Annotated in this window: 16 protein-coding genes; 10 read left to right on the top strand and 6 right to left on the bottom strand. The window is 66.3% G+C overall.

Annotated elements, in window-relative coordinates:
* Positions 1 to 23 precede the first annotated feature (23 nt).
* The gene (locus tag EYF70_RS01625; RefSeq protein WP_131143834.1) at positions 24 to 602 is read right to left on the bottom strand and encodes a DNA-3-methyladenine glycosylase; all 579 of its coding nucleotides are present in this window, start codon (positions 600 to 602) and stop codon (positions 24 to 26) included.
* Positions 603 to 817: 215 nt separating this feature from the next.
* On the opposite strand from EYF70_RS01625, the gene EYF70_RS01620 reads away from it, so the two are divergent.
* From EYF70_RS01620 to EYF70_RS01600, 5 genes are all read left to right on the top strand, one after another.
* Positions 818 to 1,678: an HDOD domain-containing protein gene (locus EYF70_RS01620; protein ID WP_131143833.1), complete on the top strand. Its 861-nt coding sequence runs from the start codon at positions 818 to 820 to the stop codon at positions 1,676 to 1,678.
* A 29-nt stretch (positions 1,679 to 1,707) separates the two neighbouring features.
* On the top strand, positions 1,708 to 2,901 hold the full coding sequence (locus EYF70_RS01615; protein ID WP_131143832.1) for a hypothetical protein: 1,194 nt from the start codon (positions 1,708 to 1,710) through the stop codon (positions 2,899 to 2,901).
* Positions 2,902 to 3,027: 126 nt separating this feature from the next.
* A complete protein-coding gene (locus EYF70_RS01610; RefSeq protein WP_131143831.1) occupies positions 3,028 to 5,016 on the top strand; it encodes a CocE/NonD family hydrolase in 1,989 nt (662 codons plus the stop codon).
* 167 nt (positions 5,017 to 5,183) lie between these two features.
* On the top strand, positions 5,184 to 6,395 hold the full coding sequence (locus tag EYF70_RS01605) for a tetratricopeptide repeat protein (protein ID WP_229420660.1): 1,212 nt from the start codon (positions 5,184 to 5,186) through the stop codon (positions 6,393 to 6,395).
* Between the two features lie 147 nt (positions 6,396 to 6,542).
* Positions 6,543 to 7,358, top strand: a complete 816-nt coding sequence (locus tag EYF70_RS01600; protein ID WP_229420659.1) for an alpha/beta hydrolase — start codon at positions 6,543 to 6,545, stop codon at positions 7,356 to 7,358.
* Here the strand turns inward: EYF70_RS01600 and EYF70_RS01595 are convergent, their stop codons facing one another.
* Both EYF70_RS01595 and EYF70_RS01590 read right to left on the bottom strand, forming a co-directional pair.
* A complete protein-coding gene (locus tag EYF70_RS01595) occupies positions 7,359 to 7,928 on the bottom strand; it encodes an RNA 2'-phosphotransferase (RefSeq protein WP_131143829.1) in 570 nt (189 codons plus the stop codon).
* Positions 7,929 to 7,979: 51 nt separating this feature from the next.
* Complete coding sequence (locus tag EYF70_RS01590; protein WP_165497549.1) at positions 7,980 to 9,176, bottom strand: lipase family protein; 1,197 nt, start codon at positions 9,174 to 9,176, stop codon at positions 7,980 to 7,982.
* Between the two features lie 135 nt (positions 9,177 to 9,311).
* Between EYF70_RS01590 and EYF70_RS01585 the strand changes: the two genes are divergently transcribed.
* Positions 9,312 to 10,298 carry a helix-turn-helix transcriptional regulator gene (locus EYF70_RS01585; RefSeq protein WP_131143827.1) on the top strand — a complete coding sequence of 329 codons (987 nt, stop codon included), beginning with the start codon at positions 9,312 to 9,314 and terminating at the stop codon, positions 10,296 to 10,298.
* 49 nt (positions 10,299 to 10,347) lie between these two features.
* Here the strand turns inward: EYF70_RS01585 and infA are convergent, their stop codons facing one another.
* Positions 10,348 to 10,608, bottom strand: a complete 261-nt coding sequence (infA, locus tag EYF70_RS01580; RefSeq protein WP_131143826.1) for a translation initiation factor IF-1 — start codon at positions 10,606 to 10,608, stop codon at positions 10,348 to 10,350.
* 563 nt (positions 10,609 to 11,171) lie between these two features.
* Here infA and EYF70_RS01575 point away from each other — a divergent pair.
* On the top strand, positions 11,172 to 11,408 hold the full coding sequence (locus tag EYF70_RS01575) for a hypothetical protein (RefSeq protein ID WP_131143825.1): 237 nt from the start codon (positions 11,172 to 11,174) through the stop codon (positions 11,406 to 11,408).
* A 13-nt stretch (positions 11,409 to 11,421) separates the two neighbouring features.
* On the opposite strand, the gene EYF70_RS01570 is transcribed toward EYF70_RS01575, so the two are convergent.
* Positions 11,422 to 11,919: a DNA-deoxyinosine glycosylase gene (locus tag EYF70_RS01570; RefSeq protein WP_131143824.1), complete on the bottom strand. Its 498-nt coding sequence runs from the start codon at positions 11,917 to 11,919 to the stop codon at positions 11,422 to 11,424.
* A gap of 170 nt (positions 11,920 to 12,089) precedes the next feature.
* Here EYF70_RS01570 and EYF70_RS01565 point away from each other — a divergent pair, with 170 nt between their 5' ends.
* Positions 12,090 to 12,542 carry an Mpo1 family 2-hydroxy fatty acid dioxygenase gene (locus EYF70_RS01565; protein ID WP_131148833.1) on the top strand — a complete coding sequence of 151 codons (453 nt, stop codon included), beginning with the start codon at positions 12,090 to 12,092 and terminating at the stop codon, positions 12,540 to 12,542.
* 6 nt (positions 12,543 to 12,548) lie between these two features.
* Here EYF70_RS01565 and EYF70_RS31805 read toward each other — a convergent pair whose 3' ends face one another.
* Positions 12,549 to 12,680 carry a hypothetical protein gene (locus tag EYF70_RS31805; RefSeq protein ID WP_259772411.1) on the bottom strand — a complete coding sequence of 44 codons (132 nt, stop codon included), beginning with the start codon at positions 12,678 to 12,680 and terminating at the stop codon, positions 12,549 to 12,551.
* A gap of 167 nt (positions 12,681 to 12,847) precedes the next feature.
* Here EYF70_RS31805 and EYF70_RS01560 point away from each other — a divergent pair, with 167 nt between their 5' ends.
* Positions 12,848 to 13,804: a DMT family transporter gene (locus EYF70_RS01560; RefSeq protein ID WP_131143823.1), complete on the top strand. Its 957-nt coding sequence runs from the start codon at positions 12,848 to 12,850 to the stop codon at positions 13,802 to 13,804.
* Positions 13,801 to 14,301, top strand: coding sequence for a GNAT family N-acetyltransferase (locus tag EYF70_RS01555; protein ID WP_131143822.1), 501 nt, complete (start codon positions 13,801 to 13,803; stop codon positions 14,299 to 14,301). Before EYF70_RS01560 ends, EYF70_RS01555 begins: the two co-directional genes overlap by 4 nt.
* The last annotated feature ends 3 nt before the right edge of the window (positions 14,302 to 14,304 follow it).

The following is a 14,304-nucleotide window of genomic DNA, read 5'->3' as shown; positions in this document are numbered from 1 at the left end:
CGGCGCGGCGAGCGGCTGGGGCGTTACGGGCGGAACGGCTTGCTCAGGTATGGCGAGCGGGCCACGCCGAAGCGCCACGGTGTGTCCATCGCCTTCGAGATGCCGATGCGGGGACCGGCGGCGACCGGCAACGCCATCGCCTCGGCATCGCGTGGCAGCAGGTGGAACGGCGGCAGCGCCAGCGGCTTGCCGTTGTGCTCGCGCGTGATGCCCAGCGCCTGGCAGACCCGGCCGGGACCGGAAGCCAGCAGCCGCGGATCCTGCAAGCCGCGGCGCGCGGCCATCGTCTCGATCCCGTGCAAGGGTTCGATCGCGCGGATCAGCACACCGGCGCCATGGCCCTCTTCCCGGCACACGAAGTTGAGGCACCAGTGGATGCCGTACGAGCGGTACACATAGGCATGCGCCGGCGGACCGAACATCGCGGCGTTGCGTTCGGTCGGCCCGTTATAGGTGTGGGAAGCGGGATCTTCGCGGTCGTAGGCCTCGGTTTCGACGATCCGGCCGCCCACGCCATCGACCAGCACGGTCACCCCGATCAGCAGCCGCGCCACCTCGTGCGATGGTGCATTGAAGTCAATTCCAGCAAGAAAAGTCGTCATGCGGAGATTGTAGCGCCGCGCCGCGCAAGCCCGCGCCGGGCTCGGTACTCTTGCCGGATCGGCAAGTGCAATCTGTTCGTTTCGCTATCAATCCGGCGCGGATGGGCAACATTCACAGAAGAACACGATAAAAAATCGGTGCAAAATGATATTGCCGTACCGAAACAAGCGATAATGGCACGTTCGTTGACTTTCGCCGCAGTTCCATTACAACCATGACCGCCACCACTACTCCTGCCAGGGAAGCCGCCGTCGAAGACGCCCTGCTGCGTTCGATCCGCATTCCCCCCCGCCCGAGTCTGCTGGTGGACCTGCAGGCCGAGCTGGCCGATGACGATCCTTCGCCGCGCCGCATCGCCCGCATCATCGGCAACGACGTGGGCATGTCCGGCGCACTGCTGAAGCTGGCCAATTCGCCGTTCTTCGGCGCCGCCCGCAAGGCCAAGTCGGTCGAGCAGGCGATCAATTTCCTGGGCATCAACCAGTGCGCGGCCTTGCTGACGGGCCTGCTGGCACGGCAGGCGATCGATGGCGGCAGCGGCGCCCTGAACCAGTTCTGGGACACCAGCGCGCGGCGCGCCGAGTCGCTGGTGTTCATCGCCCGCCGCCTGCGCATCGCCCCGGCGGACATCGCCCACACGTTCGGCCTGTTCTGCGACATCGGCGTGCCGCTGCTGATGGACCGTTTCGCCGGCTATGCCGACACGCTGGCGATCGCCGGGCGCGACACGCTGCGCCGCTTCACCGACGTGGAAGACGCGCTGCACAGCACCAACCACGCCGCCATCGGCTGCCTGCTGGCACGCAACTGGGGCCTGTCGCCGGACGTTTCCTGGGCCATCCTGCACCACCACGACTACGCGGTGCTGGACGACGACGCCACCGACGACGCGATCCGCTCGCTGGTGGCCGCCTCGGTGCTGGCCGAACGGGGCATTGCGCGCTACCATGGCAACCGCGATTCCCTGGAGTGGGAAAAAGGCGGCGAACCGGCCTGCCGCCACCTGGGCCTGGATGCCGGGGAGGCGGAAGACCTGCTCGAGGAATTGCACGACACCTTCCACATCGATCACTGACGATGCCCGCTCCGGGCATCTGGAAACCCATGCCCAAGAATAAAAAGCCCGTTCCCCGCAAGTCCGCCATCCCCGCCGAAGAAAAAGAGGAAGTCCAGGTCGCCGCCCTGTGCGCGCTGGCGCTCGAGCTGGCCGAACAGGAAGACAGCGAGACGCAGGCCGACGCGCTGCGCCAGAAGGAAGCGGAGTTCCAGCGCCTGCTGCGGCGCTACCTGAACGGCAACCACGACGACCTGCTGTACGGCGCCATCGACCTGGCCAGCCACGAGGATATCGGCGCCTGGCGGCTGCTGCGCGGCGCCGTCGAGGAAGCGGCGGCGTCCCTGCAGATCCGCCGGGAGAATGCACCGGCACTGGAAATCGATGTCTTCGCCATTCCCGTCTTCGTCGGCAGCACGGGCGGCCTGGTCGAAGCGGAAGGATTCCAGGACGACGAGGCCTACGAGGCGCTGCTCGACAGCATGAAGCAGGCCGGCCTGGAAAGCCCGAAGGCCAAGCTGGTGCTGGTCCGCCATGCGTACGACGCGGCCGAGGCCAGCGCCATCACCTACAGCCAGCTGCACGCGATGGCGCGCGAAGCGTCCGCCGTGCTGGGCAACAAGAAGGTGGCCGAGGCGCCGGCGCTGGAACGCAGCATCACCGGCTGGAGCGGCACCGCGTTCGGACCGGACGATGCGGCGGTGGAACTGCGCTTCCTGGTCGGCTTCTCGCAAAAGCACGCCGACGATCCGTTCTACGCCGTGCCGGCCGGCGAGGCGCAGGCCGATGCATGGTTCGAGGCCCGGATGGAACGCTACCGCCGCTGGACCGGGCAAGCCGCGCCGCTGGTGCAGCGCCTGCTCGCGCCGGCCGGCCGCCCGTTGCAGCTGAACTTCCTGTACCAGGACCTGTTCTTCGGCGCGCGCCAGCAGGGCCTGGCGGAACAGGCGATGCTGGCGCTGATGGCCACGCTGGGCGGAGCGCTCGACGGGCATGGCGGCCCGTTCCGCGCCATCGTCGGCCCGGCCGACGTGCAGGGCGACATGGTGCTGCGCGTGCAGCTGTTGGGCGGCGACGGCGCCGTGGTGGCCAGCGGCGAACGGCCGCTGGAACTGGGCAGCGACCTGGCCGTGGAAGTCGACGACGTGCGCGATGCGCTCGCCACGCTGGGCGTGGAAGACGTGGCGGTGGCTTCCCGCTTCGATGCGCAGGGCAACGCCATCGATCCGCGCCCGCTCCAATAGTCCTGACGCATCGGCCCGCGCATCGGCCCAGGCTGCGCATCATGCCGAAGTACCATCCGGCACCCGGGGCGCGTTTCCACTTCGGCTACACTGCACGCTTCTTGTGTTGACCGAACGAAGGAAACGATGTCCCGTCCCCTGCCCGCGCCGCTCGGCGCCCTTGCCCTCTCCCTCGCTGTTCCCCTCGTCCTTGCATTCGGCGGCGTCCAGGCTGCCGGGCTGGCCGTCCACGATGATGCACCGGCCAAGGAAGCCAAAAGCGACCTGGCCGAACGCTACACCAAGTACGAATACCGCATTCCCATGCGCGATGGTGTCAAGCTGTTCACCGTGGTCTACGTGCCGAAGGATACCGGCCGCAGCTATCCCTTCCTGATGCAGCGCACGCCGTACAGCGCGGGCGTGTACGCGGGCGAGCAGCTGCGCTACGGCGTGAACTTCATGCCGAAGCAGATCGGTCCGTCGAAGGAATTCGAGGAAAGCGGCTACATCTTCGTCAAGCAGGATGTGCGGGGCCGCTTCATGTCCGAGGGCAAGTGGCAGGAAATGACGCCGCACGCCAAGGCGCAGCGCCTGGCGGGCGAAGGCAACGAATCGCAGGACATGCACGACACCGTCGAGTGGCTGCTGAAGAACGTGCCGAACAATAACGGCAAGGTCGGCATCCTCGGCATCAGCTACCCCGGCTTCTACACGTCGGCCAGCATCATCGATTCGCACCCGGCCATCAAGGCCGCGTCGCCGCAGGCGCCGATCACCGACCTGTACATGGGCGACGACGCCTACCACGGCGGCGCCTTCATGCTGGCCGCCAACTTCGACTTCTATGCCGCGTTTACGGAGGAACCGAACCCGACACCGCTGCCGAAAACCTGGGGCGACTTCGACTACGGCGTGCCGGACGGCTACGATTACTTCCTGCAGCGGCTGACGCTGGCGAACATCGCGTCGAGCCTGTCGGACCGGCAGCGCACGCTGTTCGCGCCGATGATCGAGCACACCACCTACGACGACTTCTGGAAGAGCCGCAATATCGCGCCGCACCTGAAGAATGTGAAGGCCGCCGTGCTGACGGTGGGCGGCTGGTACGACGCGGAAGACCTGCAAGGGCCGTTCACGACCTACCACGCCATCAAGAAACATAACCCGTCCACGTTCAACGGCCTGGTGGTGGGCCCGTGGGTGCACGGCGGCTGGGCCGGCGGCGACGGCAAGAGCCTGGGCCGCGTCCAGTTCGATGCCAATACGAGCGACTACTTCCGCAAGCAGATCCAGTACCCGTTCTTCGAGCAGCACCTGAAGGGTGTCAAGCCGGCCAGGGCGATCGCCGAGGTGACCGCCTTTGAAACGGGCACCAACGTGTGGCGCCAGTACACCGCGTGGCCGCCGCAGGCGGCGAAACCGCGCATCCTGTACTTCGGCGCGAACGGCGGGCTGGGCTGGCAAAAGCCCGCCACGGCGGCAGACCGCGACAGCGGCTACGACGAATACGTCAGCGACCCGAAGAAGCCGGTGCCGTTCGTCGGCTACCCGGCCACCGGCGTGCCGAAGGAATACATGGTGTCGGACCAGCGCTTCGCCGCCACCCGGCCGGACGTGCTCGTCTACCAGACCGAACCGCTGGAAGACGACGTGACGATCGCCGGCCCCGTCACGCCGAAACTGTTCGTGTCCACCAGCGGCACGGATGCCGACTGGGTGGTCAAGCTGATCGACGTCTACCCGAACGAGTATCCGGGCGGTGACGAGGAGCGCCAGCGCGGCAAGGATGTCCCGGCGCCGAAGCTGGCCATGGCCGGCTACCAGCAGCTGGTGCGCGGCAATCCGATGCGCGGCAAGTTCCGCAACAGCTTCGAGCGGGCCGAGCCGTTCGTGCCGGGCAAGGTCGAGGCGGTCAATTTCCACCTGGGCGACGTGCACCACACGTTCCGCCGCGGGCACCGCATCATGGTGCAGGTGCAAAGCTCGTGGTTCCCGCTGGTCGACCTGAATCCGCAGACGTTTACCGATATCCCGACGGCCAAGCCGGAGGATTTCAGGAAGGCCACGCAGCGCGTCTACCATGCGCCGGAAACGCCTTCGGGCCTCCAGCTGCTGGTGATGCCGTCCCGCTGACGGCGCGGCTTTGACAAGCGAAACGGCGGGGAGGATACTGGCCTGATCGGAGGGCCGCCATGTCTACTTGTCCGCTCGTTTCCCTGCCGGCTGATTTGCACGCTGATCTGCACGCTGATCCGCACGCCGATCGGCCGGCTGATTTTCATGCCCCCTTGCCTGCTGATTTGCACGCTGATCCGCACGCCGATCGGCCGGCATCCCTGCTCCGCATCGCGCTATCGGCGCTGGCCCTGCTGATGGCGTTCCTGCTGTCCGGTTGCGCGACGGCGCCCGCCCCCGAGGAGGCGCCGGGCGAGCTGTTCGCCGATCACCTGTTCGGCCCTTCCACCGCCACGCTGACCGAAGCGGAAATCTTCGGGCTGACGCCGGCCATGAAAGCCTATGTCAAGGAAGTGCAGCGCCACCGCCGGGGCCGCGAAATCCGCCGCGCCCTGTTCGAAGCGCTGTACCAGCGCGACGGGCTGCAGCTCGAATACGATTCCGCGCTGACGCGCACCGCCGCGCAGGCCTTCGCGGCGCGCCAGGGCAATTGCCTGTCGCTGGTCATCATGACAGCGGCGCTGGCCAGCGAGATGAACATTCCCGTCGTGTTCCAGGACATGCCCGTCGACGATGCGTGGAGCCGCAGCGGCGACCTGTACTTCAACAGCGGCCACGTCAACCTGAAACTGGGCCGTATCCTGCGCGAGAGCGTGTCTTCCTACGACAGCGCCACCTACATGGTGGTCGACTTCCAGCCGCCGCCCGATCGCCGGCCCGTGGAAGGCAATCCGATCAGCCGCCAGACGGTGGTGGCCATGTTCATGAACAACCGCGCTGCCGAGGCGCTGGCCCGCGACCGCTTCGACGAAGCCTACTGGTGGTCGCGCCACGCGATCGTGGCCGACCCCTCGCTGCTGTACGCCTACAACACGCTGGCCGTGGTGTACCGCCGCCATGGCAATCCGGCGATGGCCGAACGCACGCTGCGCTGGGCGCTGGATCGCGAGCCGAAGAGCACGATGGTGTTGAACAACCTGGCCCAGCTGCTCGATGCCGAAGGCCGCAAGGCCGAAGCCACCGTGCTGCGCGAACGGCTGGCCCGGCTGCAACCGGTCACGCCGTTCTATTACTTCAACCTGGGCCGCACCGCGATGGCCATGGGCGACTGGCAGCGCGCCCGCCAGCTGTTCGAACGCGAATTGCAGCGCGACCCGGACTACCACGAGTTCCACGCCTGGCTGGCAGCCGCGCTGCGGCAATTGGGCGATCACCGCCGCGCCGACCAGCACATCAAGCGGGCCATGGCGACCAGCACTACACGCACCGACCACGCGCTGTATGCGGCCAAGCTGGACCGCCTGCGCGCCCACGCGGCGCAAACGCCTTCCCAGTGAGGCGGGAGGCCAGCTTCAGGCAACACCCATAGCGAGAACGCAACAACATGCGCGACGCCCGGCCCGGTTTGGCGGTAGACTGGGCTCATGAGTACTTCACGCAAAGTTGCCGCCGCTGTCGGCGTAGTTGGTTTCCTTTGGGCAGGCATGGTTTCCGCAATCGCGGCCGGCCAGCGCAAGCTGCTGTTCAATCCCACGCTCGTGCGCGAGGTGCAGAGTCCGCGCAGCAGCGCGCACCGCACGCGCGCCGTGGTGCTGCGCGCGCACGACGGCACCCGCCTGGCCGGCTGGCTGATGACGCCGAACACCCCGGGGCCGCACCCGGCCGTGGTGTACTTCGGCGGCCGCTCGGAAGAGGTGTCGTGGGTGGTGCGCGATGCCGGCAACCTGTTCCCCGGCATGGCCGTGCTGGCAATGAATTACCGCGGCTACGGCGATTCGCGCGGCGAACCGGGCGAAGAGCACATGGTCGAGGATGGCTGCATGCTGTTCGACTGGCTATGCGGCCGCCGCAATGTGGACAAGGGGCGCGTTGCCGTGATCGGCCGCAGCCTCGGTTCCGGCGTGGCGGTGCAGGTCGCCAAGGAACGGCCGGCGCACTCGGTGGTGCTGATCACGCCGTACGACTCGATCCTGGCGCTGGCCCAGCGCCGCTTCCGCGGCGTGCCCGTCAGCTACCTGCTGCGCCACCGCTTCGAATCGATCAAGTACGCGTCGCTGCTGTCGGCCCCCACCTATGTGCTGCGCGCCGCCAGCGACGACGTGGTGCCGCACATGCACACCGACGTGCTCGTATCGAAACTGCTGCGCGTGCACATGGACGAGACGATTCCCGAATCGGATCACATGAACATTCCCTATTTGCCGGCCACGCAGCAGAAGATCGCCCACTTCCTCACCACGCAGTTCACCCTCACCCAGCCGCTGCAGCCGGTGCCGGACGATACGCCGACGGCGGCGTGATCACTTCGCGGGAAAACCGCGCTCGAAGCCGATAAAGCGCACCGGCACCGCGCCGGTCAGCCACACGCCGTTGTCGGACCGGTGGAACACCTGCCCGTGCGCATGAAGTTCCCCGGCGCGGATTTCCAGCACGACCGGGACGCCATAGCGCGCGCCCACCCTGAGCGCCGTTTCCCGGTCCGTGGAGAGGTGCACGTGCTGCCGCGAGCCCGGCCGCAACCCCGACTGGCGGATCGACGCGACGAAGCGGCTGGCCGTGCCGTGGTACAGCACGGCGGGTGGCACCGCCGGGGCCAGTTCCAGGTCCACCGAACGCAGGGAATGGCCCTGGCTGGCACGGATCCGCGTGCCGTCTTCGCTGAACGCAAAGCGCTGCTTGTCGTTGCTGGCGACCACTTCGCGCAGGGTGTCCAGCGTGAGCGGGGTACCGTGGCGCGTGGCCTTGTCCAGCAGTTCGGCCACGTCGGCCCAGCCGTTCCGGTCCAGCGCCAGGCCGATCGTATCGGGCGAGTGGCGCAGGATCAGGGACAGGAAGCGGCTGGTGCGTTCGTGGGCAGGCTTGGCGGGCATCGGTGGCAACTCCGGAGGTCGATCCCCCGATGATAGCGGAGCCCCGATCCTCTAGGGAACCGCGCAGCCGTTGTGCGCCGCCTTGCCGGCAAAGCGGTCGGCAAACCAGCCCGGCAGGCGCGCCGCCGCCTCGGGCACCACGGCCGAATGGTCGAGCCCTTCGAACAGGTGGTAGTCGACCGCGTTGCCGGCACTGCACAGCGCGGTGCGCTCGCGCAGCGTGAGGTTTGGCGGCGTGGTCGTGTCCGCACTGCCCTGGTAGATGGCGAACGGCATGGTGCCTTTCGGCGCGAAGTCGTCCACCGCGGTCATCGCATTCCACCACGGCGAACCCGGCACAATCGCATCGGGCTGGTAGGCATCCTGCACGCCGGCCGCGGCGCTCCACACGTCGAAACAGCCATTGGCCAGCACGGGCAGCTGCTCCATCGCCTCCGGCGCGAGGAAGTCGCGGTAGCGCAGCTCGGGGAAGGATGCCTGGATGCCGGGCAGCGTGGAGATCACGTAGCCGGCGTTTTCCGCTGTCGTCATCGAGTTCAGCGTCAGGTCGCGGATGCGCACGGCCGGTGCGACCAGCGCGGCGCCCAGGCCGGTGAATTCGGGCGCATAGGCGGCCGCGATGCTTTCCGCCCACATCGTGGTTTGCCCGCCCTGCGACCACCCGTACATCACATAGCGGTTCGACGCCCGCGCGCCGGGGAAATTGCGGGCCACGCGCAGCATGTCCAGCGATGCCCGCGCATTCGGCTGGCCCGCCATGTAGAACGCCTGCCCGGGCAGGCCCAGGCCGGGATAGTCGCTCATCACGACCACGTAGCCGCGCGCCAGCAATGCGGCAAGGGCCGGCACGCGATCGTGGCCGCCCTCCCTCGTGCTGCGGCGCGACGGCGCGCAGGCATCGGCCAGCCCCGCTGTTTCGTGGTTCCACAGCACCACATCGCGCTGCGCTTCGCCGGCTCCCCGCGGCAGGTAGATTTCGCCGGACACATAGGCCAGCCGCCCCGGCGCGGTTTCGGATACGTAGACGACGTTCCAGCCGCTCGCCCCCTTCGGCGCATCGGTGCGCTTTTGCACCTGGACGATGTCGCCCGCCTGCCGGCCGGCCGGCGGCGTTCCATAGACGTTCCAGAAGTCGGTGCCGGCTACGACCGGCATGCGGGTATCGGCGCCAGCTGCGGCGGCGGCGGCAAGCGGCACGGACAGCAGCAGCAGGCGCAGGCATCGATGCATCGTCGTGATGAGGTTCATTCGGGTCTCCTGTATGGTATCGTTGAATATCAGGCAGTCTGATATTAGATCCATCTTACGGCGGACCATCCGTGCCGGGACCTCCGCAGATGCGGAGGGCAGCAGCAGGCAATCACGCAGAAAAGCGGGGGAACCATGGAACAGGGCTGGACCACGGGATTGCGCGCCGGCGGCGAGCTGCCGCTGGCGCTGCATGCGTCATTCAGCGGCTGCCTGCTGGAACTGCAGGCGCTGGCAAGGCAGGCCGGCGCGGACGTGCTGGTGCGCGAGGCATTGCTGGCGTGGCGCCGGGTGGTGCCGTTCGATGCCGGCTGGTGGGGCGAAGTGGCGAACGATCCGCCGCGCAATATCGTGCACGGCAGTATCGGCCTGGCCGAGTCGTTCGCCAGCGAGTGGAACAGCGTGATCGCGGCGTGCGACACGTTCGCGCAGGGTTCCATGGCGCAGCCCGGCACGGTATTCCGTGCCAGCGGCGGCTACCGGGGACCACCCGGGGCCATCGCCGATTTCATCGACCGCCACGGGCTGCAGGCGATCATGGCGATCACGGTGGACTTGCCCGGCAGCGGCGTGCAGTTCTTCATCGCGCTGTACCGCCGCGATCCGCACGACGGCTTCGGCGATGTCGAAGGCGCGCTGTTCGCGGAGTTCACCCGGCATCTCGTTCAATCGTGGAGGTACAGGCTGGCGGACCTGCGCATGGCGGGGTCGCTGGATGCGCTGGCGTTGAGCGATGCCAGCGGCCGCCTGTGCCACGTGGGCCGGCAGGTGGCCGAGCTGCTGCGACGGCATTGCGGGGATTGGTGCGGAACGGTGTTGCCGCCCGCATTGATGGCGGCGCTGGAGGGTGCGCCGCGCTGTATTCGGTTTGCCGGAGCGAGGTTATCGGTCGGACCGGCAGGCGATCTGGTCGCCATCAGGATGCTGCACGGGGCCTCGGCACTGACGCCGCGCGAGCTGAGCGCCGCGCTGCTGTTCGCACAAGGCCTGTCCTACAAGGAAGTTGCACGTGCGCTGGCGTTGTCGCCGGCCACGGTGCGTACGTACCTGAAGTCCGCCTACGCGGGCCTGCAGGTGACGAACAAGATGGAGCTGGTTGCTGCGCTCAGGCTGTATGCCTGAGTAGTACGCACTGAGTAATACAGACTGAGTAGTGCAGGCTGTACTGCGATCAGCGGCGGCGTGCCTGGTGCGTTGGCGCTGGGCCACGCTTTTCGATGTGACGGAACGTGATACGACCCTTGTTCAGGTCATACGGCGACATTTCCAGCGTCACACGGTCACCCGCGATGATGCGGATGTGGTTTTTCTTCATTTTGCCGGAGGTGTAAGCGATCAGCTTGTGACCGTTGTCGAGATCGACGCGGAAGCGCATTTCCGGCAGGATTTCCGTGACGAGACCATTCATTTCGATCAGTTCTTCTTTAGCCATATTCCCTTTCGATGATGTCCGCATGGCGCGGACGGATGCTGCGGTAATGGATGAGCAACGGTGAAGTAGCCCTCCGTTGCCAGTGCAAGTTACGTAGATGAGGGCGCATTGGGGAAAAAAAAGCCCGCTTGCTGCGGGCTTCGTTTCAATGTGCTACCAATGCTTGTATCGCTGTTTCAGCCCATGCTATCTGCGTGGTGCGAAACTCCGGGGCGCCCGGGCTATCTGCCTGGTGCGGCCGGCGTGTAAATCCGACAAAGTCTGGAACGACAACCCTGCAGGCGGCATTTCTTGCCCAGCCGCGTCACAGCTTTACACTTGCCTGTTCGCGTCGCCTGCTTCGATCGATGCGTATAAATTCACCGACAAACAAAGTATAGCATAAGTTGGTTTGTGCGGCGCACAAAATTATGCGAAGAAATTTTTGGTACCCGTCATGCCCGATAGCGGGCCGTTGCGGCGGCCTGCGCCAACGACGGTAGTTATTCGGCGGACAACGCATTTACGCGATTTGATGCCTAAGCTATATCCTGTGCAAACCCGCTTCCTCACCGGAGAATCCCGTGCCCATCAAAGTCATTGACAGTTATGAGGTCGAGTTCACGGGGGAAGCACTGGAAGGCACGCCACAATGGGGCGCGTACGTGTCGATCTCCGTACCTTCGGCCAACCCCATGCACATGACCGCACTCCACCCAAAGCGGCGCGTGTCGGCCGACCTCGCGCTGATGGACCAGCAGGCAGCCGAGGCGGAAGCGGAACGCGTGGCGATGACGATCCTGGAGGGACTGCGCGGGTAGATCGTTGGCTGCGTCAATCCGTCGCCAGGGTCAACTGCCGCCAGCTGTCCAGCTTTTGCTCGAACGTCATCCCCGCATTGGCTGGCGACGACGATGGCAGCACCACGGTCCGGTACCCGGCGGCGGCGAACTGCGGGGCGAACTTGCCGGATGCCTGGCCGTTGAAGCCCACGGTTTCCAGCTCCGGGCACAGCTGGTGCAGCCGGTCGAAGTCGTTGGCCGCCGGCTTGCGGATCGCCGAATCGAGGCTGCCTTCGCGCTCGCAGGCGCCGAGCACATCCCACAGGCCGATGCGGTGCGCCAGCAGGCGTGGCAGGCGCTCGCCATACGGCAGGGAAACCAGGTCCTCTTCCACGAGTGCGGACAGCAGCCGCCAGAAGTGGTTGCGCGGGTGCGCGTAATACTGCTGCGCCGCCAGCGACGCGGCGCCGGGAAAACTGCCGAGTACCAGGATGCGGATGCCGGGATCGATCACCGGTGCCAGGCCGGTCAGGAGCGGGAGGGAAGCCATGCGCCCGATTGTAACGCCGCTCGCTAGAATAGCCCGACAGGAGGGAACCCATGAGCGAATCGAAGAGCATCGATGACGGGACGCTGCACGGCGCGACGTTACATGCCGGGACGTTACCTGGCGCGACATTGCATGAGGAGATCGTGCATCACGGACCTGCCACCCCACGGATGACCGGCGACACCACGCCGGGTGACCGGACGATCGACACCTTGCTGGCCCGCTACGCCGAAAGCCACCGCGATCCCACCAATGAGCGGATCCATTTCGTGTGCGTGCCGGTGATCGCGCTTTCGCTGCTGGGTCTGTTGTGGTCGGCGCATCCGCTGGCGGCGGCCGCAGTCGCTACCGCGGCGCTGGCCTATTACTGGAAGCTGTCGCGGCCGTTCGCGGCCGGGATGCTGGTGATGGCGCTGGTCATGCTGGGGATCCTGGCGGCGCTGCCGCCGATCGCGGTGCTGCCGCTGTCGATCGTGATGTTCGTGCTGGCGTGGCTGGGGCAATTCATCGGGCACCTGATCGAGGGAAAGAAACCGTCATTCTTCGATGATCTCCGCTTCCTGCTGGTCGGGCCGCTGTTCGTGCTGGGATTCCTGTACCGGCGCTTCCGCATTGCGTATTGAATCGGATCAGGGCGGCGACGCCAGCCGCAGGATGATCACCTGCGACAGCGCCCCCTCGCCGCATGTAATCAGGAGCGCCGCCAGGGCGGCGATGTAACCCAGCAGCGTGATCACTTTCAGCTTCAGTATCCAGTTCATGGCGGCGTCATGGGTGAGTTGGGTGTTCCATCCTAATGGCGTTCTTTTCAATTCCGTTGCCGTCTTTATCTCGCTTGAGACCACTCAAGTGGCGCGGGTGTGACAGCAACACCCGCGCCTTCAAGATGCTCTAGGGCAAGACCTGGCAAACGCCCTATACTGGCGCAATGCCTACTCCCGTTCTTTTCGTTATCGCCTGCCTGATCTGGGGGTCCACGTTCTGGGCCATCACGCTGCAGCTGGGCGACGTGCCGCCATCCGTTTCCGTGGTCTACCGTTTTGCCATCGCCTCGGCCGTGCTGTTCGCCTGGTGCAAGCTGCGCGGCGACAGCCTGCGGCTCTCCTGGCGCGCGCAGCGCTGGACCATCCTGCAAGGCTGCGCCACGTTCGGCCTCAGCTACATCTGTACCTACAGTTCCGAGCAGTACCTCGTATCGGCGCTGGTCGCCGTGCTGTTCGCGCTGATGGTGTTCTGGAACCCGATCCTGAACCGCATGATCCTCGGCACGCCCCTGTCGTGGCGCACGTGGGTGGCGGGAACCATCTCCGTGGTCGGCGTGATCCTGCTGTTCTGGCAATCGATCGGCGGGGCCGTGCGCGATATCCTCGCCGGCGGCCAGGGCCACTTCCTGCTGGGCCTCACGCTGGCGCTGGTGGCGACGCTGGCCAGCACCGTCGGCAACGTGCTCGTGGTGAAGGTCCGCGAACACGATGCGAACGTGCTGCTGACGATGGCCTGGGGCATGCTGTGGGGCACGCTGCTGGTGGCGGCGTGGGTGGTGGCGACCGGCCAGCCCTTCGTGCTGCCGCCAACGGCGCGCTACTGGGGCGGGCTGCTGTACCTGTCGCTGTTCGGTTCCGTGATCGCCTTTGCCTGCTACTTCACGCTGATCGACCGGCTGGGCTCGGGCAAGGCCGTGTATATCGGCGTGGTCACGCCTGTGATTTCGGTGCTGCTGTCGATCCGCCTTGAAAACTTCCGCCCCGGCGTCATCGAATGCCTTGGTATGCTGCTGTGCCTGGCCAGCGTGGCGTGGGCGCTGATCGCGCCTGCTCCGGCACCGGCACCTGCACTGGCAATGGCTGCAGCCATCGAACCCGAATTACTGAAGAAAGCCTCATGAGCGCACTGCATATCCGCCCTGCCCGCCCCGACGACGTGGCCCCGATCCTCGCGATGATCCGCGAACTGGCCGTGTTTGAAAAACTGGAACACATGGTGATCGCCGACGAAGCGATGCTGCACGACGCGCTGTTCGGCGCGCGGCCGCCATGCGAGGCGATCGTGGGCGAGGAAAGCCGTGCCGGCGAGACGGGCGAAGTCGTCACGTTCGCGCTGTTCTTCCACAACTTCTCCACCTTTCTCGGCCGCAAGGGCCTGTACCTGGAAGACCTGTACGTCAAGCAGGATCGCCGCGGCCACGGTTATGGCAAGCGCATGCTGTCGGCACTGGCCGCGCTGGCGGTCGAGCGGCAGTGCGGCCGCTTCGAATGGTCGGTACTGGACTGGAACGCCAACGCGATCACGTTCTATGAAAAGATGGGCGCCGCCGTGCTGCCCGACTGGCGCATCTGCCGCGTCACCGGCGATGCGCTGACCGCGCTGGCATCGAACGACTGACAA

The sequence above is a fragment of the Pseudoduganella albidiflava genome (genome assembly GCF_004322755.1).
Lineage (GTDB): Bacteria > Pseudomonadota > Gammaproteobacteria > Burkholderiales > Burkholderiaceae_D > Rugamonas > Rugamonas albidiflava.
This window is presented reverse-complemented; position numbering and strand designations above follow the sequence as displayed.

Excerpts from the sequence above, each read along its gene's own strand:
- EYF70_RS01625 (WP_131143834.1), bottom strand. The coding sequence starts at position 602 with ATGACGACTTTTCTTGCTGGAATTGACTTCAATGCACCATCGCACGAG.
- EYF70_RS01620 (WP_131143833.1), top strand. The coding sequence starts at position 818 with ATGACCGCCACCACTACTCCTGCCAGGGAAGCCGCCGTCGAAGACGCC.
- EYF70_RS01615 (WP_131143832.1), top strand. The coding sequence starts at position 1,708 with ATGCCCAAGAATAAAAAGCCCGTTCCCCGCAAGTCCGCCATCCCCGCC.
- EYF70_RS01610 (WP_131143831.1), top strand. The coding sequence starts at position 3,028 with ATGTCCCGTCCCCTGCCCGCGCCGCTCGGCGCCCTTGCCCTCTCCCTC.
- EYF70_RS01600 (WP_229420659.1), top strand. The coding sequence starts at position 6,543 with ATGGTTTCCGCAATCGCGGCCGGCCAGCGCAAGCTGCTGTTCAATCCC.
- EYF70_RS01595 (WP_131143829.1), bottom strand. The coding sequence starts at position 7,928 with ATGCCCGCCAAGCCTGCCCACGAACGCACCAGCCGCTTCCTGTCCCTG.
- EYF70_RS01590 (WP_165497549.1), bottom strand. The coding sequence starts at position 9,176 with ATGAACCTCATCACGACGATGCATCGATGCCTGCGCCTGCTGCTGCTG.
- EYF70_RS01585 (WP_131143827.1), top strand. The coding sequence starts at position 9,312 with ATGGAACAGGGCTGGACCACGGGATTGCGCGCCGGCGGCGAGCTGCCG.
- infA (WP_131143826.1), bottom strand. The coding sequence starts at position 10,608 with ATGGCTAAAGAAGAACTGATCGAAATGAATGGTCTCGTCACGGAAATC.
- EYF70_RS01570 (WP_131143824.1), bottom strand. The coding sequence starts at position 11,919 with ATGGCTTCCCTCCCGCTCCTGACCGGCCTGGCACCGGTGATCGATCCC.
- EYF70_RS01565 (WP_131148833.1), top strand. The coding sequence starts at position 12,090 with ATGACCGGCGACACCACGCCGGGTGACCGGACGATCGACACCTTGCTG.
- EYF70_RS31805 (WP_259772411.1), bottom strand. The coding sequence starts at position 12,680 with ATGAACTGGATACTGAAGCTGAAAGTGATCACGCTGCTGGGTTACATC.
- EYF70_RS01560 (WP_131143823.1), top strand. The coding sequence starts at position 12,848 with ATGCCTACTCCCGTTCTTTTCGTTATCGCCTGCCTGATCTGGGGGTCC.
- EYF70_RS01555 (WP_131143822.1), top strand. The coding sequence starts at position 13,801 with ATGAGCGCACTGCATATCCGCCCTGCCCGCCCCGACGACGTGGCCCCG.